Below are 24,607 nucleotides of genomic sequence, written 5' to 3'. Positions count from 1 at the left end.
TGGTCGGAGCTCTTGGCAAAAGTGGGGGAGAAAATACCATTAATTATTGGAGCGCTAAAGGGCGGCAATGCGAGTTGCGGGAAAAGAGTGGATGGCAGCGAGAATAGCGGGATTTAACGAAATTTATCGCGCAAATATCAGCGGCGAAAGTGGCTTAATCGGTGAGTCAGGTTTAGGGCAGCGAACAAAGAAAAACCGGGCACAGGGCCCGGTTTCACGCGATGAATTAATGTTCAAACATCGCGGAGATTGATTCTTCGTTGCTGATACGACGAATCGCTTCGGCCAACATGCCAGACAGCGTCAAAGTACGCACGTTTGGCAGAGATTTCATCTCTTCAGACAGCGGAATGGTATCGCAGACAATCACCTGGTCAATCACCGACTTACGCAGGTTTTCCACCGCGTTGCCAGAGAAGATTGGGTGAGTGGCGTAAGCGAAGACACGTTTCGCGCCGCGCTCTTTCAACGCTTCTGCCGCTTTGCACAGCGTACCGCCGGTGTCGATCATATCGTCGACCAGTACACAGTCACGACCCGCAACGTCACCAATAATGTGCATCACCTGAGAAACGTTCGCGCGCGGGCGGCGTTTGTCGATGATAGCCATATCGGTATCGTTGAGCAGTTTGGCGATGGCGCGGGCACGCACCACGCCACCGATGTCTGGGGAAACCACAATTGGATTTTCCAGGCCAATTTGCAGCATATCTTCCAGCAGGATTGGGCTGCCGAAGACGTTATCCACCGGGACATCAAAGAAGCCCTGAATCTGTTCAGCATGCAGGTCAACGGTGAGAACACGGTCAACGCCCACGCTGGAAAGGAAATCGGCAACCACTTTGGCGGTGATCGGTACACGAGCAGAACGCACACGGCGATCCTGACGCGCATAGCCAAAGTAAGGAATAACAGCAGTAATACGACCAGCAGAAGCCCGACGCAAGGCGTCGACCATCACAACCAGCTCCATCAGATTATCGTTGGTGGGGGCACAGGTGGACTGGATGATGAAAATATCACCACCGCGTACATTTTCGTTGATCTGTACACTTACTTCACCATCACTGAAACGGCCAACAGCGGCGTCTCCGAGGCTAGTGTAAAGGCGGTTGGCAATACGTTGTGCTAGTTCCGGGGTGGCGTTACCAGCAAATAGCTTCATATCAGGCACGAGAAGAACCTCAGGCTTGGCGTCCAGAGAATGAACGGCTCTAGAGTAACCGGCGAATACCAAAGAGCATGTTCATACGGGTGTGTTAATGCGCAACGTGCAGTGTCAGGAACGGGTGACACTGTCACGTAGACGCTTTTAGCCCAGAAAGTGTGCGCTGCAACGGCGAGAGGTTAAGCCCGCGCGCCACAAATCCGCAAATCCATTTCGGGGCAAGCTCCAGCACCTGACGTGCGTCGGATTCGGTGTCAAATTCAGCAAACACACAAGCTCCGGTCCCAGTCAGGCGCGACGGCGCGTATTCTAGCAGCCAGGAAAGCAGCTCATCAACCTTACGAAAACGTTTTCTTGCCACAGCCTCACAATCATTGTGAAAAGGACGCTGTAACAGTTCATCTAATGTGCGGATTGGTGAATCGCGCGTCAGATCGGGATCGCGGAACAGATCCGGCGTCGCGATACTCACGCCCGGATGCGCCACCAGATACCATTTTTCTACCGGTTCAGCCGGCTGCAACAGTTCGCCCACGCCTTCAGCAAAGGCCGCGTGGCCACCAATAAACACCGGCACGTCCGCGCCCAGCTTGATGCCAATCGCTGCCAGTTCAGCAACGCTTAAACCGGTTTGCCACAGATGATTCAGCGCCACCAACACCGTTGCTGCATCCGAAGAACCGCCGCCGAGACCGCCGCCCATCGGCAAAACCTTCTCCAGCGCGATGGTCGCACCGGCTTGCGTGGGCAAGGTGCCTCGCGCGGCGGCGAAGGTTTTTAACGCCTGCGCGGCACGCACAATCAGATTCTCGTCATCCGGCACGCCATCCAACGGCGTCAGCAAGGTAATCTTGCCGCTGCTGTCTGGAATGATTTCCAGCGTGTCACCGTAATCGAGAAATTGAAACAGCGTTTGCAGGTTGTGGTAGCCGTCAGGACGACGGCCAGTGATATACAAAAACAGATTCAGTTTTGCTGGCGCGGGCCACGTGGTGATCATTGGGTGGTCCAGCTATCCATGCGTAATTTGATGCGCTGGCCGCCTTCAGACAGCTCCAGATTCGCCGGCAGCGGTGGATTAACTTTGCTGTCGTAATCAGAAATGTTCACTTTCCACTGCTGACCGTTGCGGCTGTAGTTCAGGCTTTGCAGCTGGTAATTGTTGTTCAGCTGATAATCGCTGGCATCGCCTGGCAAGCCCATCATCCACTGACGCAGATTAGCGAGTGGGATATCCATGCCGGTAAGCTGTGAAATCATCTTCTCTGCATCGTTGCTGACGTAGCGCTTGCCTTTGTTATCAACGATCTGCACCACGGAACCTTGCGCATCCAGCTGCAATTCGGTGCTGCCGAGCGGATTGGTTAACAGCAGACGATAGCGATCGGCAGAGGTTTGCTGCCAGTTAAAGCGTGCATAGACTTTTTGCTTATCCGACAGGTACGCGAACGCGCCGCGCGTCTGATACTGGCTGATTTTCGCCACGGCTTGTTGATGCTGCTGCCATTGCGGTGACGTGGTGCTTGGGCCCGGACCTTGTGGTTTGTTAATGGTACATGCAGCCAGTAACACGCTGGCAAGGGGTAAAAGGCGCAGTAACTTGCGCGGGGGCAAATGCATCACGTGGTCATCTCCTCAGACACGTTTTTACTTCGTAACCGGTAACGCTAACCATCCGCATGTAAGCCGTCAATGCTGTTATGGCAATAATTGCGCACGATCAGTTTAATCTTATTACAGTCATAGGCTTTGTATGGCTTTTCTTGACCTGTGGCATCTTGTAGAATGCGCTGCACAAAACCCTGACAACTATTGGGATATCCCTACCCGAATCACATGACGCTGCTTGCACTCGGAATCAACCACAAAACTGCACCTGTTGCGCTACGCGAACGCGTGGCGTTTACACCAGACACGCTGGAACTGGCGCTGAATAGCCTGCTGTCCCAGCCGATGGTGCAGAGCGGCGTGGTCCTCTCGACCTGCAACCGTACGGAACTCTACCTCAGTGTAGAGCAGCAAGCCGACCTGCAGGAGAAGCTGGTGCGTTGGCTGTGTGACTATCACGATCTGCGGGAAGAGGATGTGCGCAACAGCCTCTACTGGCATCAGGATAACGCGGCGGTCAGCCATCTGATGCGTGTAGCAAGCGGGTTGGATTCATTGGTGTTGGGTGAACCACAGATTTTAGGTCAGGTTAAAAAAGCCTTTGTTGATTCGTCACGCGATCATGCGCTGAGCAGTGAACTGGAGCGCATGTTCCAGAAAACCTTCTCGGTGGCCAAGCGTGTACGCACTGAAACCGAGATTGGTGCCAGCGCCGTTTCGGTCGCCTTCGCCGCCTGTTCCCTGGCGCGTCAAATCTTTGAATCGCTCAGCACCGTTAACGTGCTGCTGGTCGGTGCCGGTGAAACCATCGAGTTAGTGGCGCGTCATCTGCGCGAACACTCCGTCAAGAAGCTGATGATTGCCAACCGCACACGCGAACGCGCGCAGCTGCTGGCTGATGAAGTTGGGGCAGAAGTGATTGGCCTCGGCGATATCGAAACGCGTTTGGCCGATGCCGACATCATTATCTCGTCCACCGCCAGCCCGCTGCCGATTATAGGTAAAGGGATGGTAGAGCGTGCGCTGAAAGCGCGTCGCAATCAGCCGATGCTGCTGGTGGATATCGCCGTACCGCGCGATGTCGAGCCGGAAGTGGGCAAGCTGGCGAACGCCTATCTTTATAGCGTTGATGATCTACAAGCGATCATCGAGCAGAATATGGCGCAGCGTAAAGCCGCCGCCGTGCAGGCCGAAAGCATTGTGGTGCAGGAGAGCGGCGAATTTATGGCCTGGCTGCGCGCGCAAAGCGCGGTTGAGACCATCCGCGAATACCGCTCTCAGGCCGATCAGGTGCGCGCCGAGTTACAGGAACGCGCGCTGGCCGCGCTGCAGCAGGGCGCTGACGCCGAAAAAGTGCTGCAAGAGTTGGCGCACAAGCTGACCAACCGTTTAATTCATGCACCAACCAAATCACTGCAGCAGGCCGCGCGCGACGGCGACAGCGAACGCCTGCAGATCTTACGTGACAGCCTCGGTTTAGAGTAATCTGGTCAGTCACGACCTATCACTGGGATACCCGCTATTACATGAAGAGCTCTATTGTTGCCAAGCTGGAAGCGCTCCAGGAACGCCACGAGGAAGTGGAAGCGTTGCTGGGCGATGCCGGCGTGATTGCCGATCAGGATCGTTTCCGTGCGTTATCACGCGAATATGCCCAGCTTAGCGACGTCACCCGTTGTTTCCGCGAATGGCAGCAGGTGCAGGAAGATGTTGAAACTGCCGAAATGCTGCTGGAAGACCCGGAAATGCGCGAGATGGCGCAGGAGGAATTGAAGCTGTCACGCGAGAAGCGTGAAGAGCTGGAACAACAGCTGCAAGTGCTGCTGCTGCCGAAAGATCCCGACGATGAACGTCCGTGCTTTGTCGAAGTGCGCGCCGGTACCGGCGGTGATGAAGCGGCGATCTTTGCCGGCGATCTGTTCCGTATGTACAGCCGTTATGCTGAAGCACGTCGCTGGCAGGTGGAAATCATCAGCGCCAATGAAGGTGAGCACGGCGGCTATAAAGAAGTGATCGCGCGCATCATCGGCGATGGTGCGTATGGCCGTTTTAAGTTTGAATCGGGCGGTCACCGCGTCCAGCGCGTGCCGGAAACCGAATCGCAGGGCCGTATTCACACTTCAGCTTGTACCGTTGCGGTGATGCCGGAGCTGCCAGAAGCGGAAATGCCGGAAATCAACGCCGGCGATTTGAAAATCGACACCTTCCGTTCTTCCGGTGCCGGTGGTCAGCACGTTAACACCACCGATTCCGCGATTCGTATCACCCACTTGCCAACCGGCATTGTGGTGGAGTGTCAGGACGAACGTTCACAGCACAAAAACAAAGCCAAAGCGTTGGCGGTGTTGGGCGCGCGTATTCACGCAGCGGAAACGGCGAAGCGTAATGCCGCAGAAGCCTCAACGCGTCGTAACCTGCTCGGCAGCGGCGACCGTTCGGATCGTAACCGCACCTACAACTTCCCGCAGGGCCGCGTCACCGATCACCGCATCAACCTGACGGTTTATCGTCTCGACGAGGTGATGGAAGGCAAGCTGGATGCACTGATTGAGCCGATTGTGCAGGAGTATCAAGCCGATCAGCTGGCCGCGCTGGCTGGACAGGACTAATGATCATCCGTCGCTGGCTACAGCAGGCTGTAGTCGCGCTCTGTGGCGGCGACAGCCCGAAGCGCGATGCGGAAATATTGCTGGGTTTCGTGACGGGCAAACCGCGCAGTTGGCTGATCGCCTTTGACGATGCCGAACTGGACGCGCAGCAGCAAGAACAGCTGAATGCGCTGCTGGCGCGCCGCGTCAACGGTGAGCCGATTGCGCATCTGGTTGGCGAGCGTGAATTCTGGTCGCTGCCGTTGCGCGTCAGCGATGCCACGCTGATTCCGCGCCCGGACACCGAAGTGCTGGTGGAACAGGCGCTGGCGCATCTGCCGGCCACAGCAACCTCACTGCTTGATCTGGGCACCGGCACCGGCGCGATTGCGCTGGCGATGGCCAGCGAACGGCCAACCTGCCAGGTTCTCGGCTGCGATCGTATTGCCGCAGCAGTGGAACTGGCGCAGGACAACGCGCAACGTCTGCACATCGATAACGCCCGTTTTATCCTCAGCAACTGGTTCAGCGATCTTCCCGCCCAACGTTTTGATCTGATTGTCAGCAATCCGCCCTATATCGATGCCGCCGATGAACATCTGCAGCAGGGCGATGTGCGCTTTGAGCCGCTCAGCGCGCTGGTGGCAGACGATCAGGGTTTGGCTGATTTACGTTTCATCATTCGCACCGCACCGCACTGGCTGCACGCGGGTGGCTGGCTGCTGCTGGAACATGGCTGGCAGCAAGGCGAAGCCGTGCGTGCCATCATGACGCAGCACGGTTATCAGGCGGTGAGCACCGTTGACGATTACGGCGGTCATCCGCGCGTCACACTAGGACAATTTTTTAATAAGGAATAACGATGGCGAGCTGGTATCCCCTCATTAAACATTTTCACTTGCTGACCGTCGCGCTGACGATTTGTCTGTTTTTGCTGCGCTTTTACTGGCAAACCACCGGCTCGGCGATGCTGCAACGCCGCTGGGTGCGCATTGCGCCGCACATCAACGACACCTTTTTGCTGTTAAGCGGTGCGCTGCTGGTGATGATTACGCACTTTTATCCGTTCACCCCGCAAGGAAGCTGGCTGACGGAGAAGCTGTTAGCGGTTATTATCTACATCGCCTTAGGTTCCGTGGCATTGAGCCGTCGCCCACGTAAAATGGGGACACGTTGGATCGCCTTCCTGATTGCAATCGTAGCTTTGCTGTTTGTGATTAAGCTGGCGATGACCAAAATGCCGTTATTGGGGATTGTATGACCTCGCCAGAGCAACTCGATTACAGTGAAACACCGTTGAGTGAAGCGGTGATTGGCGCCACATGCGCCATACGCAATGATTTTTCTGCGCCTTCTGTGCAACAACAGTTGGCGGCAATGGTCGATGAAGCCCGTGAGTTCATCAGCAGCGAGCAGGACGCCGATTTGCAGCTGGGTAAGTTGCTGGAGCTGTTCTATCGTCAGTGGGGATTTGGCGGCGCCAGCGGCGTCTACAATCTCTCTGACGCGCTGTGGATCGACAAAGTATTGAAGAGCCGTCAGGGCACCGCGGTGTCGCTGGGCGTGATTCTGCTGCACATCGCCGATGAGCTGGAATTACCGCTGATGCCAGTGATCTTCCCAACGCAGCTGATTCTGCGTGCCGACTGGTTAGATGGCGAAATGTGGCTGATCAACCCGTTCAACGGCGAAACGCTGGATACGCACACGTTAGAAGTGTGGCTCAAAGGCAATATCAGCCCAACCGCCAGGCTGTATAACGATGATCTCGACGAAGCCAAAACCATCAACGTGATGCGCAAGATGCTCGACACCTTGAAATCCGCGCTGATGGAAGAGAAACAGATGGAGCTGGCGCTGAACGTCAGCAAAGTGCTGCTGCAGATCGATCCGGATGATCCTTACGAGATTCGCGACCGTGGTTTGATTTACGCGCAATTAGAGTGTGAACACATCGCGCTGACTGATTTGACCTATTTCGTTGAACAGTGTCCTGAAGATCCGGTCAGCGAGATGATTAAAGTGCAGATTCACGCAATTGAACAGAAACAGGTAACGCTGCACTAAGCGTTACCCGATAAAAGGAAAGGAAAGGGCATGACACAGAAAGTAGTGAAAATCGGCGATATCAAGGTCGCAAACGATTTGCCATTCGTTCTCTTCGGCGGCATGAACGTGCTGGAATCGCGCGATCTCGCCATGCGCATCTGCGAACACTACGTTAAGGTCACCGACAAACTCGGCATCCCTTACGTATTCAAAGCCTCTTTTGATAAAGCCAACCGCTCTTCAATCAAATCCTATCGTGGTCCAGGCCTGGAAGAGGGCATGAAGATTTTCCAGGAGCTGAAGCAGGCTTTCGGCGTGAAAATCATCACCGACGTGCACGAAGCATCGCAGGCGCAGCCGGTGGCTGACGTGGTTGATGTGATTCAGCTGCCGGCCTTCCTCGCCCGTCAGACCGATCTGGTGGAGGCGATGGCGAAAACCGGCGCGGTCATCAACGTGAAGAAGCCACAGTTTGTGAGCCCAGGCCAGATGGGCAACATCTATGATAAGTTTGTTGAAGGCGGTAACGATCAGGTCATCCTGTGCGATCGTGGCAGCAACTTCGGCTATGACAACCTGGTTGTTGATATGCTTGGCTTCAACGTGATGAAGAATGTTACCCAAAATAGCCCGGTGATCTTCGACGTTACCCACGCGCTGCAAACGCGCGATCCGTTCGGCGCTGCGTCTGGCGGCCGTCGTGCCCAGGTGGCTGAGCTGGCGCGTGCCGGTATGGCGGTGGGCATTGCTGGCTTGTTCATCGAAGCACATCCAGAACCAAACAGCGCGAAATGCGATGGTCCATCGGCGCTGCCGCTGGATAAGCTGGAGCCATTCCTGGTGCAGATGAAAGCGATTGACGATCTGGTGAAGAGCTTCCCAGCGCTGGACACCAGCAACTGATTGTTTTCAGATGTGAAAAAGGCGCCGATGGCGCCTTTTTTCTTGTTGATGTACGTAGGCTCGCCATTCATGGCGGCCTGGCACTCACAGCATAATCGTCAACAAATACCCGGCAAATAGCGCCAGATGCGCGGCACCGTTCAACACGTTGGTGCGGCCGGTTGAGAACGAAATGTGGCACAGAATCAGCACGGCGCTCATCATCACCATTTGCGGCGGCTCAAGACCAAACACCAACTGCTGGTCGGTCAGGGTAGCGATAATAGTCACCGCAGGCACCGTCAGTGAAATGGTCGCCAGCACTGAACCGAAGAACAGATTCATTGCGCGCTGCACCTGATTCATCAGCACCGCTCTAATCGCACCCAATCCTTCCGGTGACAGGATCAACAGTGCGACCAGGAAGCCGGTGAACTGCGCTGGGGCGTTCAGTTCCGTCAGCAGGCTCTCCAGCGGATTGGCGTTCATCTTGGTCACGGCGATAACCGCAATCAGATGCACGATCAGCCATACGGTGTGCCACACTGAACTGTGCGCAGAAGGCTTGCCATGATGCGGATCGTCGCCATCATCTTCATGCTCATAAACGAACAGGCTTTGGTGCGTTTTGGTTTGAATCAGCAGGAACACGCCGTACATCGCGGCGGAAATCGCTGCGATAATCAGCGCCTGGGTGGTAGTGAAGTTGCCGCCGGGTAACGCGTTGGGAAACACCAGCACCAGAATCGCCAGCGGGAAAATGGCGATCATATATTGCTTAACGCCCGCCAGATTAACGTACTGCGTGGCAAACTTGCGCCCGCCCAGCAGCAGGGCAAAGCCCACTAAACCGGCGGTCACAATCATGATGATCGAGTAGAGCGTGTCGCGCATCAGCGCGGGCGCGGCGTCGCCGGTGGCCATCAGCGCTGAGATCAGGCTCACTTCGAGAATGACGACGGAAAGACTGAGAATCAGCGAGCCGTAAGGTTCGCCCAAACGGTGTGCCAGAACGTCAGCGTGACGTACCACGCTGAACGCGCTAAACAGAATGGCAACTAATGCCAGCAGATTGATGCCGATAACCGGCAGAAGCGCTGTCTGGTTACCGAAGAAGCTCAGTACCGCCAGCGCAGCAACGGGGAAAATCAGTGAGTACTCGGTATGGCGGGTTTTCTCATGTCCAGGCATTTACCATCCTCTCCGGAAAAAGTACAAAGCAGGCAATCATTGCCTGAGAAATATAATGAGTTTTCTGACGCAACGCAGTGTAACTTTTCAACAACTGTGCTGCTGTGACTTTACGCGATTTTACCAAAAGCGATTATTATATATAACACGGCAAAAGAGCCTGTTATCGCTGGATTAACGCCTGTATTCATTATGTTGCATCAGTCATACACTAAATTAAAGATGAGATTGGTCTGGATAATTGCCCTGTTTAATGCGGCTTATGGAGGTTTAACTCTCTTAAATCCATTCCTCCAGTAAAAGTGGCACTTTATGCGGATTTTTTTGGCCCGCCTCGCACTTTTCCTTCCAGTATTGAAGTTCCTCGCCAGGCAGCCGATGCTCTTTACACAGAATTTCCCTTTTGTGATCGGGGTCAATCTTGAATGTTTTGTTAAAAATGAATTAATGTCTTCTCTTAAGACGATGCAATGCGCGTCGCCTGTAGACATCAGTTTTAAGGAACCACACCGGCAAGATGTCAGCGAAGTAGAGGAGACCACAGTGTTAACGCGGGAATTTTTATTAAAAGCAGATTGTAAAACATCGTTTGGCGATATTGATGAAGCGCTGTTCTGGAGCTGTGAAAAGCGTGCGGCATCGCTGTCCGCGACGCTGGCCTGTCGTCCTGATCAAAGCCCGGTGTGGATTTTTGGCTACGGCTCGCTGATGTGGAATCCGATTTTTGAAGCAGCCGAAGTGGCGCCAGGCCGATTAGAGGGCTGGCACCGTGCGTTTTGTCTGCGTCTGATCGCCGGTCGCGGCACCGTCACCGCGCCTGGCCGCATGCTGGCGCTGAAAGAGGGTGGTTCCACCAGCGGATTGGCATTCCGCTTGCCGGAATCGCGTCTGCATGATGAGCTGGAGCTGCTGTGGAAGCGTGAAATGATCACCGGTTGCTATCTGCCAACCTGGTGTGAGCTGGAGCTGGAGGATGGACGCAACGTCACCGCGCTGGTGTTCATTATGGATCCGCGTCATCCGCTGTATGAAACCGACTCATGCCGCAGCACCATCGCGCCGCTGATTGCCCAGGCCAGCGGGCCGCTCGGCACCAACGCACAATATCTTTATGCGCTGGAGCAAGAGCTGGGCAAACGTGGGATGCAGGAAGCGGCGTTGACGCGCCTGGCGGCAGAGGTCAGAGCGCTGCAGAGTCATTCAGCAGCGCGCTAATGTGCATTACTGCGCTGGATTAATCAGCCAGGTTCCCGGCTTATCGATGGTCAGCGATTGGGTATGCACCTGGTTGCCATTACGCACTTCAATGCGATAGCTCCCCGCCGCCAGATTCAGTGAAGCAAACCCGCTGCTCGAGGGCTTCACATCCCGGGCTTCGCCATTCAGCATCACATTCTCACCCGCCTGCAAACGCAGATAAACCGTCGCCACCGTCGGTGCGCTGCTCGCCACAGTATTGGCTGGCGCGGCAGGTGCAGTTGGCGTGGTGCTCGCGGCCACCGGCGGTACTTCGCTGTGACGATTCGCTTTCCACACCACCACCACAACCGCCAACACCGCAATCGCGGCGGCCACCACTAAACCTGGCGACAAACGACGCACGTTGCGCGGCGTCAAGGGTTCAACCGCGGCAGCGGTATGATTGACCGCCAACACCTGCGGTTCCGGCGTTGCCACCATCGGCTCCGCCGGTACAACCTGTTCAGCTACGACAGGAATGGTGGTGGAGAGCGCTTCGACATCACTCACCGGCAGATCGATCAAGCTGGCAAAGGCATCAATGCTTTGCGGACGATCTTCCGGCTTCATCGCCAACGCGCAGTCAATGGCGTGCAACAGCGGCAGCGAATAGCCTTCCGGCTTGCGCTCCACCAACGGCTGATAGTTATCCTCAATGCAGCGCACCACGCTCACCGGCGGCGCATGGCCGGTGATCAAGTTGTGCAGCACCGCGCCCAGCGCATAAATATCGGTCCACGGACCTTGCTCTATCTCGCCTTCTTCGCTGTATTGCTCAATCGGCGCAAAGCCGGGCTTCAGCATGATCTCGGTTTCATCGGAGAGGTTGCCGATCTCTTTGCGCGCCGAGCCAAAATCGAGCAGCACCGGCAGCTGATTTTCCTGAATCTGGATGTTATCCAGCGAGATATCGCGATGCAGATAACCGGCGGCGTGAATGGTATCGATGGCACCAAACAGCGGCGGCAGCAGACGACGGATCCAGCCCTCATCAATGCTGTCCGGACTGGTAATCTGCCACTCTTTTAGCGTCATGCCGCTGTAATAGAGCGTGCCCATGTAGGCGGTGCCGTTCTCTTCCCAGAAACGCAAGACGTGCAGCAAACCGGGATGATTAAAGCGTGCCAGCAGGCGCGCCTCCTGAATAAAGCTATTGCGACCGGCGGTAAACAGCTTATGGAAACGCTCTCCGCGCAGTTCCAGCGACATATCCGCCGCACGCACCGCCAGCGAGACGGGCATGTACTCTTTGATGGCGATGGTGCGTTCCAGCTGATGATCCCAGGCACGATAAACAATGCCGAAGCCGCCGCCGCCAATCACTTCCTTGATTTCAAATTCATTAAACCGGTAGCCCGCAGGCAGGGCATTAGGTGTATGGTTTTCGTTTGCCGACATAGTGAACTCTCTGAACACGTCCTGTAGCGCCCCGTCATCACGATGACGGCGGGCAACGACCGCTAATTAATTAATGTTACGCCAGGCACCAATCGCCGGATCGGCGAGATCCGCATGCAGGGTGTCAATCAGTAACACAGTCACTTTTTGCTGTGGCATAAATTGCGGCGACCAAACGCCGCGTAACGTCTCAACCCGCTTCTTCAGCACATCGCTGTCCTGTTCGGCGGTTTTGTCCATCTTCACCAGAAGTGTGCCGCTGAAGCGCCACACATGCTGTTGTGCATCAAACGGCAGCACTAACCAGCTATCATCGGCATCCGGACGCGTAACGATCATGCGCTGGTTATTCACCGAGACCACTTCCAACGGCGGGCCGCCGAGTTTCAAATCTGCAATCGGGTAGCCCTGATAGAAATTCAGTGCCGTATTGCGCGTTTTACCGTCGATCATCAGCGTCATTTCGCTCGGGCCTTCCAGCCAGCCTTCGGTTGAGCAGTGCTGACTCGGGTTATCCGGGATAAACAGCGATTCACCTTTATCATCCCACCAGGTACGGAAATGGCAGCCGCCCGGCAAGGCAAAATGCTGCAGCGGCGTGCTATCCGCCGGGCGCGAGAGATCGAGCGGCGCGGCATTCCTGGCCGTTGCGCTGGCCGTGGCATCGTTTATAACGATGGGACGCCAGTTCTGTAATTTGGCCGCGCTGCCGTTAGCCAGCACGCTGCCCTCTTTATTGGTCATCTGCCATGGCAGCTCATCCAGCAAGCCACACTGATTGGCCAGCAGCGTACCAACGCGTGGCAGGAAGCTGGTCAGGACGCTGGAGTCGGTGCTTTTGCCCGAAACAATGCGCAGCGGCAGCGTCTCTTTGCACCAGTCGTTGGGCGCTTTGCTCGCCACGTCATCAATGTAGACTTCCAATGACAGGCTCGGTGAATAGACCACGCGATAATCTTCTGCCTGCGCATTTCCGGCCAGCAACAGGGTTGCGAAGCCCGTCAACCACACTTTCATAAGAATCCTTGGATCAATAACGTGACGGCAGAAAACGTGCCGCATCAGCCTGGGAATAAAGCAGCGTCGCTTCCTGCGGTTCGCCAATCCAGACTGCCAGAGCGCTGAGATTGTCGCTTTTTACACTGCGGTTAACGGCTTGTTCCATCAAAGTCAGCCACTCTTCGCAGGCATTCACCATGCGCAGGGCCAGTTCCATTTCGTGGGTGGTGAGATTGAGCCAGAATCCATCGCTGCAAACTAAAAACGCATCGCCATCGGCCAGCGTAATCACCTCGCTAAAGGTGGCCGGACGGGCCGGATCAACACCGAGCGCATTATAGAGTAAATTACTGTTAATGCCGGTATTTTCATAGCCCGCCTCGCGTAACTGCTGGGCCAAACTGTGATCACGCGTCACCTGATTTAGCACCCCATGACGGAAGTGATAAACCCGGCTGTCGCCTGCGTGCGCCCACCATGCGAGCTGTTTTTCACGGTCGATAAACAGCGCAGCGAGCGTGGTACTCATCTGGGAAAAATTCGGATTGTTTCCCTGTGCCTCAATCAGCACCTGCTGGCAATGTTCGATGGCGGCGCGGGTGCTTTCAGGAGTGAAAGTGTCGTGGTGCTGTAACTGCGTTAGCAGCGTATCGCGCACCAGCTGCGCTGCCATATCACCGCCAGGCAAACCGGCCACGCCGTCGCACACCAGAAAACAGGCTTTTTGGTCGTCTAGCTCGGCGCCGGTACGATCCTGATTTTCGTCACGCATGCCTTGCTGGCAGCGGCTGGCAAACATCATCTTCATGCGTCTTCGGTCCGCGTTTGAGAATCTTTGTATTGATTCACTTCCATATCATAGGCATGCAGGAAGGCTTCGCCGAACAACGTGTGGAAGTCATCTTCAATTTCACCAGCGGTGCGCTGATAGTGGCGAGAGAAGTAATCCCACAGCGCCGCTTTCCGTCCGGTGCTAAACGCCATTTTGGGCAGCACGCCATCTTTGCGCGCTTCTTCTTCTAAGCGCTGCGGGTTAAACGATTGCAGCATGGCGGCGATAATCGCGCGGATGCCGGCAATCATCCCCAGCTGATGCGCCTGCAAATCCACCAGCGCATCACGCACCGCCGGTTCCGGCGGCATAAAGCCCGGCATCTGGCTCTGATACATCTGCATCAACACGGTTTTACCGGACGGCAGAATTTTAAACGGGTTATTGGCCTCATTGAGGATCATCGTCATGTCGGCTTTCACGCCGCGCTTGAGAATCGAGCGCGAGGAGAGCAGGGCGACGGTGCCTTGCGAAAACAGGCTCAGCATGCGGCCAGTGACACGCATCTGATCTTCGGTGATGGTGGTTTGGTGGCCATTGTTCAGTCCCATGCCTTCCAGCAACGCGGCAATCAGTTTGTCCTGAGAGACGCCTGGCAAGGTGGCGGGCAGCGTCGGCGCATCGCTTTGCGGATCGATGGCGAGACGCGGATCGTTGCGACGTTCCTGACGCGCCACCGGCTCGGGAATCACCTCGGGCTCCTGCATCATGCCGAGCGGGTCATCGCTGCTGTCGGCAAAGAACGCCAGCGGATCGTCCTGGCGGGTTTTGAGATTGTTGGGATCGCGCACTTCGAGCCCGTACTCACCAATTTGCAGCGTGTCGCCATCCTGCAGCGCCACTTGCGAGCCGCGTTGCAGCGCGACGCCGTTCAATACCACCGACGTGACGCTACCCTGATTGGTCAGGCGACACTCACCCTCTGGCGAAAGGTGCACCAGCGCCTGCAAGCGCGATATGGCGCGCGATTCGTCAGGCAGCACCAGATCGTTATCCTGACTGCGGCCGATGGTGCCGCCGGGCGGTTTGAAGGCTACCGTCTTGGCGGGCACATCCGTATTGCACTGCACAATGGTAAATTGCATGAGTCATCCCGTTAACAAGGCAAACGCCACGGCCTATTCAAACATCGGTGGATAGAGGCCGTTGCGGCCCGGCTGTGCACCAGACGCCGGGTTAAACAATAATGAAAAAAGTTGCGCAGTCAGCGGGCCGCTGTGTTTATGCGTGGCATGGCTAAAACCGTCACTGCGATTACTCCACCAGTAGCTCATGTGCTGCTGCGGATCGAACCTGTCAGCCACTTCACGCCAGCTCAGCGTGCAGGGCAAATCATCAAAACCAATCACATCCATGATGTCGCTGCGCTGCGTATCCGGCACCAGCAGCGGCGACAGACGCTGCATCTGCTGCTCCAGCGCATCGGGATTGAGCCGATCGCGCACCGCGTGCAGCAGCAGCGCGCCCAGCTCCTGAAACCAGTCGCCGGACATTGCCAGCTGCGCGCTGTGCCAGCGGCTCAGCGGGAAGCTGCGCAGCGCCAACAGTGGCCAGCTGCGGCCCACGCGATCGTACGAGGGCAGCAGGCAGCCCATCTGCACCTGCTGACGCAGCGGCGAAAGCGGTAACACAAAATTCCACACCGGCGCACGTAAAAACTGTGCTGGACTGGCATCCGGTTGCTGATGCCAGTGCGTCAATCCCTGTTGAAACCAGTGGCTCCACGGCGTCACGGTATTTTCGCTCAGACGCTGGCGCAAAAAATCGCCGGTAGCCGGTAACTTGCCGTACCAGCCCGGCGCAGTGTGTGTCGGCATGATTACCTCACCATTACTCACTGTGTCTGGTCAATCGCTGCGAAACGACGTGCGGCGCAATCGCCAGCGTGTTGCTGCTGTCACCGGCATTTTTCAGATTCTCCGCAAGCTTGCGCATCATCAACGCGTTGTCACGCGCATAGGGCGAAGACTGAATTTGTTGATCCAGCAGCTGGCTCAGATGCCAGTCGAGCTGCTGCAAATCACGCGCGCTAACATCATCCGGTAGCGTGCGCTGCAGGTTTTGCATCAGCCAGCCACGCAGGAACTCGCCGTCATAATTGCGCGGCTGATACAGCATTTGATAAGCGCGCAGCGCATTGCGACTGTATTCGTTATCGGTACCCGGATCGTCACGCAGCAAATTCGTGATCTGCTGTGCCACGCGCGGCAACAGTAAAGACTTAAGCGCATTTTGATAAAGCGCCCACGCCGCATCGCTGACCTGGTTGCCGCGATACAGCCCAACGCGCATGGTAAGCGGTGGATTGTCGAGAGAAAAACGCTCGGAGAGCGGCAGTTTCACCAGGTTGTTTAAGAAGGGTAGCAGATCAAAAATATTATCGGCGGGCTGATGGATCACTTGCTGACTTTGCGTGGCGATTGGGCCAATGCGCTCTGCAACCTGATCGAGATAACGCTGATTTTGAATATAGCTGGTGAGCCACAAACAGGAGAGCAGCAGCAGCGCGCCGGTCAGCACGCCATAACCAATCCAATGGAACAGGCGGTTGCGGTATTCCCAATGGCGATTGCTGCCCGCCAGACCGCTTTCGCGGAATACCAAATCGCTCAACAAATCGCGGATAAAGAAACTCTGTCCTTTATTGCCGGGAATGGGGCTGCTGCGATTAACGCTATCCCAGGCCGCGAGGCTGCTTTCGCCGGTGTGCGGCAGCTGAAGTTTGCGGTTCAGCTCGCCCATGATGCGGTCAAACGGTAAACCTTCCTGCGTGCCGCTGGTGAAGAACAGACCGCGCGCCGACCAGGCGATCGGCTCCTGATGGCTGGAGAACACCACATCAAGATACTCATTCAGCAGCGGACGCAGCGAGCTGAACTCTTGCGGGAACAGGAAGCTGTCGGCGCGCTGGGTGAGATCGCGTTCACCTGCCATCACCTCGGCCAACTGCTGCTGTAAACGCTGCTCTAAGTGCTGATATTGCTGGCTGAAGCTACGATGCCAGTCATCTTTGTGCGGTTTGCCCGGTTCCCACGGGAAGGTAAAGCCCCAAATCGCATCGCGCTGCGGCTTGCTTTGGCTGCCGTAGAAACTCATAAATCCTTTCAGCAGGTCGGTTTTGGTCACCATCACGTAAACCGGGAAGTGAATGCCGGTGTGCTGATGCAGCTCCGCCATGCGCTCACGCAGCGCGCTGGCCTGCGCATGACGCGCTTCGGCTGAATCGGTGAGCAGATCGGAGACGCTGATGGTCATGATCACGCCGTTAATCGGCTGGCGGGTACGATAGCGCTTCAGCAGATTGATAAAACTCTGCCACTCCGCGCCGTCGCGCGCGCGCTGGCTCTCCTGCAGGGCGTAACGCCCGGCGGTATCGATCAGTACCGCGCTATCGGTAAACCACCAGTCGCAATGGCGCGTGCCGCCCACGCCGCGAATCGCTGCTTTACCGAGGCTGTCGGTGAGCGGGAATTCCAGGCCTGCATTGAGTAACGCAGTGGTTTTACCGGCGCCCGGCGCGCCAATCATCACGTACCACGGCAGTTGATAAAGGTAATGACTTTGAAAACGTGCCAGCCAGCTCTGCTGATGGCGACGACCAAACTGGGTACGCTTTAAACGCAGCGCCGCTTCACTGAAGCGCTGCGCCAGCAGGGTTTCGGTGGCCTGACGATCGGATAACTCTTCCTGACTCATCTGCTGCAAACGGTTGAGCAGCTTGCTGTTAAACCAGCCGCGCCACAGTGCAGGGATAAACTGGAACAGCAGCCAGAGCAGATAAAGCAGACCGACCGCTAACTGGCGCGGCAACACTGGCTCGAGCGGGCGCGTATCGCCCCAGCTCCACAGCGGTCCGAGCATCCACAGCACGCAGCTCAGTGCCGTAACGCCAATCAGGCTCCACAGCAGGCGATGGGTTAACAGATGTTGCAGTGATGCGCGCATCATTGGCCTCCCTGATGATTGCCGAGGGTTTCCGGTGTCACAAACAGGGTGATTTCCACCCGACGGTTGCGGGCGCGGTTTTCATTGCTGTCATTCGGCAGCAGCGGATTGCTGTCGCCGCGACCTTCCGCTTTCACACTGTGACCTTCGGCGAGTTGCGGATTGAGCAACTGCGTGATGGCACGTGCGCGGGCAGAGGAGAATTCGTAGCTGGAGGCGAAACGGCCATCGACCGGGCTGTTGTCGGTATACACCGACACCAAAACCGTGCCTTTCACGGTTTTCATCGCACTGGCCACATGCGCCAGCAGCGCACGACCGACCTGATTCACCACCGTGCCGTCGTTGGAGAACAGTTTGTCAGCGGGGATAATCACTTTGCTGCCGAACGCGCCATCGCTCACTTCCAGCTGTCCGGCGGCAATCACATCATTGAGACGTTGATGCAGATCGAGCAGCGCTTGAGGGGAAGTAGGACGACGGCCTGGCGTGATTTGTGGCAGCGGGGTTTGATAGATGGTGCGCAACAATGGTTCGGCGGCGTTGCCGAGTCGCCAGTTCAGGCCACTGTAAATCAAGCTCGCCACCAGCGTGGCTAAGGTAACGCATGCCCAGAGCGGCACCATTGGACGCGTCAGGGTGCTAACCAGCGGATGCACTTCCACCAGCGGTGCAGCGGGATTGGCGCTCGACGGGCGATGCTCATTAATCAGTTGCGCCAGGCGTTTGCGGATCGCTTCACATTGCGCGCGACCGCTGTCACTGCCGCGATAGCGACCTTCATAGCCGAGCAACAGGCAATAGTGGATCAGTTCCAGCAACCACAAATGCTGCTGCGGGCTCTGTGAAACGCGCGATAACAGCTGGAACACTTTCTCGCCGCCCCAGCTTTCATTATGAAAAGTGACCAGCATGCCGTTACCGGACCACACGCCGCGCGTGCCCCACGGCGTTTGTGCCGCCGCTTCGTCCAGCACGCTGCACAGGCAGTAGCGCGCACCAATGATCATCTCAAAAGGTAAGCCCGCTTGTTTGCAGCGCTGTTCGAATTGGCGGATCTCTTCGATCAGTAATTGGCGCAATCCGGCAGGATCGTCATGCGTAGCGGCCTGCCGTATACGTACCACGGCATTCAGGATAGGTGCTGCGGCATTAAGCAAAAGGTTATCATTGCCCGCGACAATGCCATCGCGAGCAAGGGAATCCTGAGTCATTAAATCTTGGTTATCCAGGCAAGGGCGAAAATCACAGCCCGCACGGCGAAAGCTGCTGCGGGCATTGTGCGCCGAATTGCATTATCAATCTAAAATCCAGGTCGCGGTATCGTTAGTGCGACAAGCTTTACTGGCGCCCCCAACGGCCACACAGACCTGTTTGCTGTTGCGGCGAGGACGCGGGCGATCGCTGCGAATGGTCGCGTCATAACGGCTACTCTCTACGCCCGCTTTCGGCGGAATATAGCCAATTAACTGGCCGTTAGGCTCATCGGCCACCGCCAGCCAGCTGTGTTCAACGCGGCCCAGCACTTCAAACGGTTTGGCGTTATCAAGATAGCGCACTACCTTGCCACCAAAATCAGGCGTGGTCATCACGGATGCCGCATAGAGCGCGCGATAACTCTCATTGACCGGCGTGAATTCGCCAGGTGCTGCCACCGCATGACGATGAACCAGTTGGACGCCATTCACTTCACTGGTTACCAGCGTGTCATCAGTGACGGGTGGCGGTGGCGCTTTACACGCAGCCAAACTTAACACCGCCAGCAACACAAGCACGAGACTCTTATTCACCATGATCCTCAAATTTCATCAGATTAGCTGCAGAGTAATCTGCGGCACGAGCCTTTAAGGCAGGCAGATTAGGCAGCGAGAAAGCCATCAAAAAAACAGACAGATTACAGAAAGATAGTGCTGAACTAAGTCTACCTAAGACTTTTGAGAATTCAAACCATTGCACCATGAGAAATCCCATGCTAGCGGGCGAAAAAGCAGCGCAGGCCGATGATATAAAACACATAGTCACGGTGATAGATAAGCTTAGTTAATTTATTTGTCGCAGTTAGCGATGCGCGGATGCGCAACGACATTTGGTCACTGTTAGTGCCAAACGAAAATGGTAAATAAGATTAATCTATTTATGATAAGTAAAAAAGATTGCCCAACGAAACAATTTTCGTAATTTCGGAATTTCCGGGCTCAATTCTGCCATTTTTAAACGCAGCACGGCATGGCTTTTGCTTAATTCTCGGTTTACTCCGCTAAACCGCTGGAGAAAACAATGAATCGGGCTTTGAACTATCTGCGTGCCAGCCGTGCCAGCGAAATAGCCAGTTTGCAACGGCTGTTGCGAACCGGCGAACAGATTACCGCCATCAGTGAATTGATCCATGTGCTGCAGCGTGAACGTGGAGCCAGCAATATCTGGCTGTGCTCAGCTGGTCAATTGTTTGGCGAAGAGTTGGCACAGCGCGCGGCCGAGGTTGAATTGCGTGAGCAGAGTGCGATGGCGGTGCTGCCAGAAGCAGAGGCGCAACCCGGCTATAGCCGATTTTGCATGTTGATCGCGACTGCGCTTCAGGCGCTGGACGGACTACCGGCGCTGCGTCAGCAAGTACACAGCCGCACCGTGACGCAGGCGCAGGCGATGGAGGCGTTTAATCACATCATCTGCACCTTACTGAATCTGGTCTTTGAAGCGGCGGACACCGCCAGTGAGCCGGACATCTCGCGTGCATTAATCGCGCTATTTAGCTTTATGCAAGGCAAAGAGCTGGCCGGACAGGAGCGCGCCACCGGATCGGCGGGCTTCGCTGCCGGTGCATTTACCGAGACGCAACGGCAGCGCATCCAAGTGCTAATCGCTGCGCAGGAGCAAAGCTTTGCGACCTTCAGCCAATTTTGTGATGCGGAAAATCTGCAACGCTGGCAGGCGATAGCCGATGCCGGCAGCCAGATTGAGCGGCTAAGACGCATCGCCTGCACCGGCGCACAGTGCGGTGAAAATGGCGTGTTGCAGTGGTTTAGTCTGCTCAGCTCGCGTCTCGATCAGATGAAACAGATCGAAGATACGCTGTGCGCGACGCTGATGCACCGCTGTCAGTGTGCGATTGCGGCTGCCCAGCACAGCGAACATCCGCCGATTGCCATCGGAGAAGAGGCCAGTTTTTCGCTCTATGTCGCGGGTGCCAGCTGGTTGTCAGGCGCTGAAACCACGCTGGACAGCAATGGCCTTGCGCCCCAACTCGGGCGTTCGGTGCTGGCGTTGATCCGTGAGCAGTCGCAGCGTCTGCAGACGCAGGCTGATGAACTCGCCTCAATGCGCGCTTCACTGGATGAACGCAAAATTATCGATCAGGCGAAAAGCTGGTTGATGCAGCAGCACGGTTTCAGCGAGCAGGATGCGTGGCAGGCGCTGCGTAAAAGCGCCATGAACCAGAACAAACGGGTGCTGGAAATTGCCCAGGCAGTGCTGGCGGTTGCCGCCACGCTCAGGGCATAACCCGAAGGAGGTAGCTGCACAAACCCTGTGCGTAGGGTGCGTCAGCGCAGTGCAAAAATGACGCACCCTCCGCGCATTTGTAGCGCCAGGCTTGATAAAACGGCCTGATATTTTTGGCACAGGCTTTGCATTACCTTACAGACATTGCGCATTTGTTTCGCCAACGGCGGTGAAGCGAGTGCTTTGGATAAAGGCGTCCGGCCCCATGTTTTTGCGACATGCGGGAGGACGCCTTTTTTTATTCTTTTTTTAGGGATGCGCATGATGAGCAAAACGCGGTTCACGGTGTCACGACGTCAATTTCTCCTGGGCAGCGCGGTGGTCGGTGGCAGCTATTTACTGCCGGGATTACGCAATGCGGTGTGGGCTGCCGGTTCCGATGCGCCCGAAAAGAGCAACATTCGCGTCGGCTTTATTCCGCTCACCGACTGCGCGCCTGTGGTGATGGCCTCAGTAAAAGGCTTCGATAAAAAATATGGCCTGACGCTGCAACCGAGTAAAGAAGCCAGCTGGGCGGCAGTGCGCGACAAACTCACCGCTGGTGAGTTGGACGCCGCGCACGCGTTGTACGGCATGATTTATGGTCTGCATTTGGGCATTGCCGGGCCTCAGCATGAGATGGCTAACCTGATGACGCTCAACAACAACGGGCAGGCCATCACACTGGCGAATCAGCTTAAAGATCAGAAAGTCACCGATGCGGCCGGCCTGCAAAAGTTAATCGCCAGTCAAGCGAAAGGCAGCTTGACCTTCGCGCATACCTTCCCAACCAGTACGCACGCCATGTGGCTCTATTACTGGCTGGCCAACGCTGGAATCGACCCGTTTGAGGATGTGCGCACCGTGGTGGTCCCGCCACCGCAAATGGTGATGAACATGAAGATGGGCAACATGAGTGGCTTCTGCGTTGGCGAGCCGTGGAATCAGCGCGCCATCAGCGACAACATCGGTTTTACCGCCGCGACCACGCAGCAAATCTGGCCGGATCATCCGGAAAAAATTCTCGCCACGCGCGCCGCCTGGGTGCAAGAGAACCCGAATACCGCCCGCGCGCTGACCGCCGCCGTGCTGGACGCCGCGCGCTGGATCGATGCCTCCGACGTTAACCGCAAAGAGACCGCGCAGGTGCTGGCCGGGCGCGCGTGGATCAACACCAAAGTGGAAACGCTGGAAGGGCGCATGCTCGGTCAGTACGAAAACGGGCTCGGTCAGCGCTGGCAGGACGCGCACGGTATGCGCTTTTTCCGCGACGGTGAAGTGAGCTTCCCGTGGATTTCTGACGGCATGTGGTTCCTGACGCAGATGAAGCGCTGGGGCATGGTGCAAACCGCGCCTGATTACGCAGCAGTGGCACGTCAGATCAACCGAATTGATATCTACAAACAGGCCGCCAGCGCGGTGGGCGGCATCAGCGTCCCAGCCGGCGAGATGCGCAGCAGCACGCTGTTCGACGGCAAGGTGTGGGACGGCAGCAATCCCGCCGCTTATGCCGACAGTTTTGCCCTTAAACGCAGTTAAGTGAGGTCATGATGAAATCTGAAGCACGCACGCTAGATGCCGCGCCGATCGCCGCGCAACCCGCGCAGGTGATTGCGCTCAAGGTGACGCCCGCACCGCGTCGAAGTCAACGCTGGCTCCGTCCTCTGCTGCAGCGGCTAATCCCCGCCAGTTGTGGCCTGATTTTGCTGCTGTTTATCTGGCAACTGGCCTCAATGTCGAGCAAAGGCTTCCCCACGCCGTACGCCACCTGGCAAGCCGCCGTCACGCTGTTTGCCGATCCGTTTTACAACAACGGGCCTAACGATCAGGGCATCGGCTGGAACGTGGTCGCTTCGCTGCAGCGGGTGGCAATCGGCTTTAGTCTGGCGGCACTGGTGGGCGTTCCCGCCGGATTCCTGATTGGCCGTTTTACCTTTATCGCGCACATGCTCAACCCGATCATCGCGTTGCTGCGTCCGGTCAGTCCGCTTGCCTGGTTACCGATTGGCCTGCTGCTGTTCCAGCGCGCTGAACCGGCCTCAAGCTGGACCATTTTCATCTGCTCCATCTGGCCGATGGTGATCAACACCGCCGAAGGCGTACAGCGAATTCCGCAGGATTATCTCAATGTGGCGCGCGTGCTGCGGCTCAATGAGTGGACAGTGATGCGCCGCATTCTGTTCCCGGCGGTGCTGCCCGCGGTGTTAACCGGCATGCGTTTGTCGATGGGCATCGCGTGGTTGGTGATTGTCGCTGCGGAAATGCTCACTGGTGGGCTCGGTATCGGTTTCTGGATCTGGAACGAGTGGAACAACCTCAATGTGGAAAACATCCTGATCGCCATCGTGGTGATCGGCGTGGTCGGGTTACTGCTCGAACAGGCGCTGATGCTACTGGCACGCCGCTTTAGCTGGGATAAATAAGGAGCCGATGATGAACCCAATTATTCGCGTACAGCAGGTCAGCCAGCGCTTCAATACCGCAGGCGGCGAGTTCCTCGCCCTCGATAACGTCAGTTTTGATATCCATGAAGGTGAAACCCTCAGCCTGATTGGTCACTCCGGCTGCGGAAAGTCCACGCTTCTCAATCTGATCGCCGGGCTAACACAGCCGAGTAGCGGCGTGTTGCTGTGTGACAACCGCGAAATCAGCGGTCCCGGTCCAGAGCGTGCGGTGGTGTTCCAGAACCATTCGTTGTTGCCGTGGCTGACCGCCTACCAAAACGTGGAGCTGGCGGTGCAGCAAGTGTTCAAAGGAAAGATGAGCAAAAGTGAGATGAGCGAGTGGATCGAACACAACCTCAATCGCGTGCAGATGAGTCACGCGCTGCATAAGCGTCCGTCGGAGATCTCCGGCGGCATGAAGCAGCGTGTCGGTATTGCGCGGGCGCTGGCCATGCAGCCGCGTGTGCTGCTGCTGGATGAACCGTTCGGCGCGCTGGATGCACTGACGCGCGCTCATCTGCAAGACAGCGTGATGCGCATCCAGCAGGAGCTCAACACCACCATCGTGCTGATTACGCACGATGTCGATGAGGCGGTGTTGCTGTCAGATCGCGTGCTGATGATGACCAACGGCCCCGCCGCGCAGGTCGGTGACATCCTCAACATCGACCTGCCGCGTCCACGTTCACGGGTAGCGCTGGCCGACGAGCCGCGTTATCACCAGCTGCGCCAACGGATTCTGCATTTCCTGTATGAAAAGCAAACGGCTGTGGCGTAAGGGGACAAC

Annotated in this window: 23 protein-coding genes; 11 read left to right on the top strand and 12 right to left on the bottom strand. The window is 56.4% G+C overall.

Going from position 1 to position 24,607, the window contains the following annotated elements; translation table 11 throughout:
* Window positions 1-226: 226 nt before the first annotated feature.
* The 3 genes from prs to lolB all read right to left on the bottom strand — a co-directional run bounded on the left by prs (window position 227) and on the right by lolB (window position 2,788).
* A complete protein-coding gene (gene prs, locus AC6I8A_RS11600) occupies window positions 227-1,174 on the bottom strand; it encodes a ribose-phosphate diphosphokinase (RefSeq protein WP_006118899.1) in 948 nt (315 codons plus the stop codon).
* A gap of 124 nt (window positions 1,175-1,298) precedes the next feature.
* On the bottom strand, window positions 1,299-2,168 hold the full coding sequence (ispE, locus tag AC6I8A_RS11595; RefSeq protein WP_497818523.1) for a 4-(cytidine 5'-diphospho)-2-C-methyl-D-erythritol kinase: 870 nt from the start codon (window positions 2,166-2,168) through the stop codon (window positions 1,299-1,301).
* Window positions 2,165-2,788, bottom strand: coding sequence for a lipoprotein insertase outer membrane protein LolB (gene lolB, locus AC6I8A_RS11590; protein WP_436332085.1), 624 nt, complete (start codon window positions 2,786-2,788; stop codon window positions 2,165-2,167). The genes ispE and lolB overlap by 4 nt, the downstream gene beginning before the upstream one ends.
* Before the next feature lie 216 nt (window positions 2,789-3,004).
* On the opposite strand from lolB, the gene hemA reads away from it, so the two are divergent.
* The 6 genes from hemA to kdsA are packed head-to-tail and all read left to right on the top strand — an operon-like array spanning window position 3,005 to window position 8,316.
* Complete coding sequence (gene hemA / locus AC6I8A_RS11585) at window positions 3,005-4,261, top strand: glutamyl-tRNA reductase (RefSeq protein WP_061718543.1); 1,257 nt, start codon at window positions 3,005-3,007, stop codon at window positions 4,259-4,261.
* A gap of 41 nt (window positions 4,262-4,302) precedes the next feature.
* A complete protein-coding gene (prfA, locus tag AC6I8A_RS11580; protein WP_265297748.1) occupies window positions 4,303-5,385 on the top strand; it encodes a peptide chain release factor 1 in 1,083 nt (360 codons plus the stop codon).
* A complete protein-coding gene (gene prmC / locus AC6I8A_RS11575) occupies window positions 5,385-6,224 on the top strand; it encodes a peptide chain release factor N(5)-glutamine methyltransferase (RefSeq protein WP_497818522.1) in 840 nt (279 codons plus the stop codon). Before prfA ends, prmC begins: the two co-directional genes overlap by 1 nt.
* A 2-nt stretch (window positions 6,225-6,226) precedes the next feature.
* Window positions 6,227-6,625 carry a SirB2 family protein gene (locus tag AC6I8A_RS11570; protein ID WP_008107663.1) on the top strand — a complete coding sequence of 133 codons (399 nt, stop codon included), beginning with the start codon at window positions 6,227-6,229 and terminating at the stop codon, window positions 6,623-6,625.
* Window positions 6,622-7,431, top strand: coding sequence for an invasion regulator SirB1 (gene sirB1, locus AC6I8A_RS11565; protein WP_256696657.1), 810 nt, complete (start codon window positions 6,622-6,624; stop codon window positions 7,429-7,431). The genes AC6I8A_RS11570 and sirB1 overlap by 4 nt, the downstream gene beginning before the upstream one ends.
* Before the next feature lie 30 nt (window positions 7,432-7,461).
* Entirely contained in the window at window positions 7,462-8,316 is an 855-nt protein-coding gene (gene kdsA, locus AC6I8A_RS11560; RefSeq protein WP_256696656.1) for a 3-deoxy-8-phosphooctulonate synthase, read from the top strand.
* A gap of 84 nt (window positions 8,317-8,400) precedes the next feature.
* Here kdsA and chaA read toward each other — a convergent pair whose 3' ends face one another.
* Window positions 8,401-9,486 (bottom strand): sodium-potassium/proton antiporter ChaA, encoded by a 1,086-nt coding sequence (gene chaA, locus AC6I8A_RS11555; RefSeq protein WP_256696655.1) that lies wholly within the window; start codon window positions 9,484-9,486, stop codon window positions 8,401-8,403.
* 543 nt (window positions 9,487-10,029) lie between these two features.
* Here chaA and AC6I8A_RS11550 point away from each other — a divergent pair.
* Window positions 10,030-10,701 carry a gamma-glutamylcyclotransferase gene (locus tag AC6I8A_RS11550; RefSeq protein ID WP_176971707.1) on the top strand — a complete coding sequence of 224 codons (672 nt, stop codon included), beginning with the start codon at window positions 10,030-10,032 and terminating at the stop codon, window positions 10,699-10,701.
* 6 nt (window positions 10,702-10,707) lie between these two features.
* On the opposite strand, the gene AC6I8A_RS11545 is transcribed toward AC6I8A_RS11550, so the two are convergent.
* From AC6I8A_RS11545 to AC6I8A_RS11510, 8 genes are all read right to left on the bottom strand, one after another.
* A complete protein-coding gene (locus tag AC6I8A_RS11545; RefSeq protein ID WP_497818521.1) occupies window positions 10,708-12,123 on the bottom strand; it encodes a serine/threonine protein kinase in 1,416 nt (471 codons plus the stop codon).
* A gap of 66 nt (window positions 12,124-12,189) precedes the next feature.
* A complete protein-coding gene (locus AC6I8A_RS11540; RefSeq protein WP_479487144.1) occupies window positions 12,190-13,140 on the bottom strand; it encodes a hypothetical protein in 951 nt (316 codons plus the stop codon).
* 13 nt (window positions 13,141-13,153) lie between these two features.
* On the bottom strand, window positions 13,154-13,930 hold the full coding sequence (locus AC6I8A_RS11535) for a PP2C family protein-serine/threonine phosphatase (protein WP_479487143.1): 777 nt from the start codon (window positions 13,928-13,930) through the stop codon (window positions 13,154-13,156).
* Entirely contained in the window at window positions 13,927-15,039 is a 1,113-nt protein-coding gene (gene tagH, locus AC6I8A_RS11530) for a type VI secretion system-associated FHA domain protein TagH (protein WP_497818520.1), read from the bottom strand. The genes AC6I8A_RS11535 and tagH overlap by 4 nt, the downstream gene beginning before the upstream one ends.
* 33 nt (window positions 15,040-15,072) lie before the next feature.
* Window positions 15,073-15,771 carry a type VI secretion system-associated protein TagF gene (gene tagF / locus AC6I8A_RS11525; RefSeq protein WP_497818519.1) on the bottom strand — a complete coding sequence of 233 codons (699 nt, stop codon included), beginning with the start codon at window positions 15,769-15,771 and terminating at the stop codon, window positions 15,073-15,075.
* A 13-nt stretch (window positions 15,772-15,784) separates the two neighbouring features.
* Window positions 15,785-17,899 carry a type VI secretion system membrane subunit TssM gene (gene tssM / locus AC6I8A_RS11520; RefSeq protein ID WP_497818949.1) on the bottom strand — a complete coding sequence of 705 codons (2,115 nt, stop codon included), beginning with the start codon at window positions 17,897-17,899 and terminating at the stop codon, window positions 15,785-15,787.
* On the bottom strand, window positions 17,899-19,113 hold the full coding sequence (icmH, locus tag AC6I8A_RS11515) for a type IVB secretion system protein IcmH/DotU (protein ID WP_256696650.1): 1,215 nt from the start codon (window positions 19,111-19,113) through the stop codon (window positions 17,899-17,901). The genes tssM and icmH overlap by 1 nt, the downstream gene beginning before the upstream one ends.
* Before the next feature lie 84 nt (window positions 19,114-19,197).
* The gene (locus tag AC6I8A_RS11510; protein WP_154156458.1) at window positions 19,198-19,692 is read right to left on the bottom strand and encodes an SH3 domain-containing protein; all 495 of its coding nucleotides are present in this window, start codon (window positions 19,690-19,692) and stop codon (window positions 19,198-19,200) included.
* A 484-nt stretch (window positions 19,693-20,176) separates the two neighbouring features.
* Here AC6I8A_RS11510 and AC6I8A_RS11505 point away from each other — a divergent pair, with 484 nt between their 5' ends.
* From AC6I8A_RS11505 to AC6I8A_RS11490, 4 genes are all read left to right on the top strand, one after another.
* Window positions 20,177-21,397 carry a nitrate- and nitrite sensing domain-containing protein gene (locus AC6I8A_RS11505; RefSeq protein ID WP_312182590.1) on the top strand — a complete coding sequence of 407 codons (1,221 nt, stop codon included), beginning with the start codon at window positions 20,177-20,179 and terminating at the stop codon, window positions 21,395-21,397.
* Window positions 21,398-21,658: 261 nt separating this feature from the next.
* Window positions 21,659-22,915: a CmpA/NrtA family ABC transporter substrate-binding protein gene (locus AC6I8A_RS11500; protein WP_497818518.1), complete on the top strand. Its 1,257-nt coding sequence runs from the start codon at window positions 21,659-21,661 to the stop codon at window positions 22,913-22,915.
* A gap of 11 nt (window positions 22,916-22,926) precedes the next feature.
* A complete protein-coding gene (ntrB, locus tag AC6I8A_RS11495) occupies window positions 22,927-23,799 on the top strand; it encodes a nitrate ABC transporter permease (protein ID WP_265297772.1) in 873 nt (290 codons plus the stop codon).
* A gap of 10 nt (window positions 23,800-23,809) precedes the next feature.
* Window positions 23,810-24,598 (top strand): ABC transporter ATP-binding protein, encoded by a 789-nt coding sequence (locus AC6I8A_RS11490; protein ID WP_217547516.1) that lies wholly within the window; start codon window positions 23,810-23,812, stop codon window positions 24,596-24,598.
* Window positions 24,599-24,607: the final 9 nt, after the last annotated feature.

The sequence above is a fragment of the Pantoea sp. X-Soil-ISGK-275 genome, from assembly GCF_059730795.1.
The sequence above is the reverse complement of the archived record's forward strand: the minus strand, read 5'-3'. Positions and strand labels throughout refer to the sequence as shown.

Coding starts and splice junctions, on each gene's coding strand:
- sirB1 (WP_256696657.1), top strand. CDS start 6,622: ATGACCTCGCCAGAGCAACTCGATTACAGTGAAACACCGTTGAGTGAA.
- ntrB (WP_265297772.1), top strand. CDS start 22,927: ATGAAATCTGAAGCACGCACGCTAGATGCCGCGCCGATCGCCGCGCAA.
- kdsA (WP_256696656.1), top strand. CDS start 7,462: ATGACACAGAAAGTAGTGAAAATCGGCGATATCAAGGTCGCAAACGAT.
- AC6I8A_RS11570 (WP_008107663.1), top strand. CDS start 6,227: ATGGCGAGCTGGTATCCCCTCATTAAACATTTTCACTTGCTGACCGTC.
- prmC (WP_497818522.1), top strand. CDS start 5,385: ATGATCATCCGTCGCTGGCTACAGCAGGCTGTAGTCGCGCTCTGTGGC.
- AC6I8A_RS11490 (WP_217547516.1), top strand. CDS start 23,810: ATGAACCCAATTATTCGCGTACAGCAGGTCAGCCAGCGCTTCAATACC.
- prfA (WP_265297748.1), top strand. CDS start 4,303: ATGAAGAGCTCTATTGTTGCCAAGCTGGAAGCGCTCCAGGAACGCCAC.
- hemA (WP_061718543.1), top strand. CDS start 3,005: ATGACGCTGCTTGCACTCGGAATCAACCACAAAACTGCACCTGTTGCG.
- ispE (WP_497818523.1), bottom strand. CDS start 2,168: ATGATCACCACGTGGCCCGCGCCAGCAAAACTGAATCTGTTTTTGTAT.
- icmH (WP_256696650.1), bottom strand. CDS start 19,113: ATGACTCAGGATTCCCTTGCTCGCGATGGCATTGTCGCGGGCAATGAT.
- AC6I8A_RS11545 (WP_497818521.1), bottom strand. CDS start 12,123: ATGTCGGCAAACGAAAACCATACACCTAATGCCCTGCCTGCGGGCTAC.
- chaA (WP_256696655.1), bottom strand. CDS start 9,486: ATGCCTGGACATGAGAAAACCCGCCATACCGAGTACTCACTGATTTTC.
- lolB (WP_436332085.1), bottom strand. CDS start 2,788: ATGCATTTGCCCCCGCGCAAGTTACTGCGCCTTTTACCCCTTGCCAGC.
- AC6I8A_RS11535 (WP_479487143.1), bottom strand. CDS start 13,930: ATGAAGATGATGTTTGCCAGCCGCTGCCAGCAAGGCATGCGTGACGAA.
- AC6I8A_RS11510 (WP_154156458.1), bottom strand. CDS start 19,692: ATGGTGAATAAGAGTCTCGTGCTTGTGTTGCTGGCGGTGTTAAGTTTG.
- tagF (WP_497818519.1), bottom strand. CDS start 15,771: ATGCCGACACACACTGCGCCGGGCTGGTACGGCAAGTTACCGGCTACC.
- AC6I8A_RS11500 (WP_497818518.1), top strand. CDS start 21,659: ATGATGAGCAAAACGCGGTTCACGGTGTCACGACGTCAATTTCTCCTG.
- tagH (WP_497818520.1), bottom strand. CDS start 15,039: ATGCAATTTACCATTGTGCAGTGCAATACGGATGTGCCCGCCAAGACG.
- AC6I8A_RS11540 (WP_479487144.1), bottom strand. CDS start 13,140: ATGAAAGTGTGGTTGACGGGCTTCGCAACCCTGTTGCTGGCCGGAAAT.
- AC6I8A_RS11505 (WP_312182590.1), top strand. CDS start 20,177: ATGAATCGGGCTTTGAACTATCTGCGTGCCAGCCGTGCCAGCGAAATA.
- tssM (WP_497818949.1), bottom strand. CDS start 17,899: ATGCGCGCATCACTGCAACATCTGTTAACCCATCGCCTGCTGTGGAGC.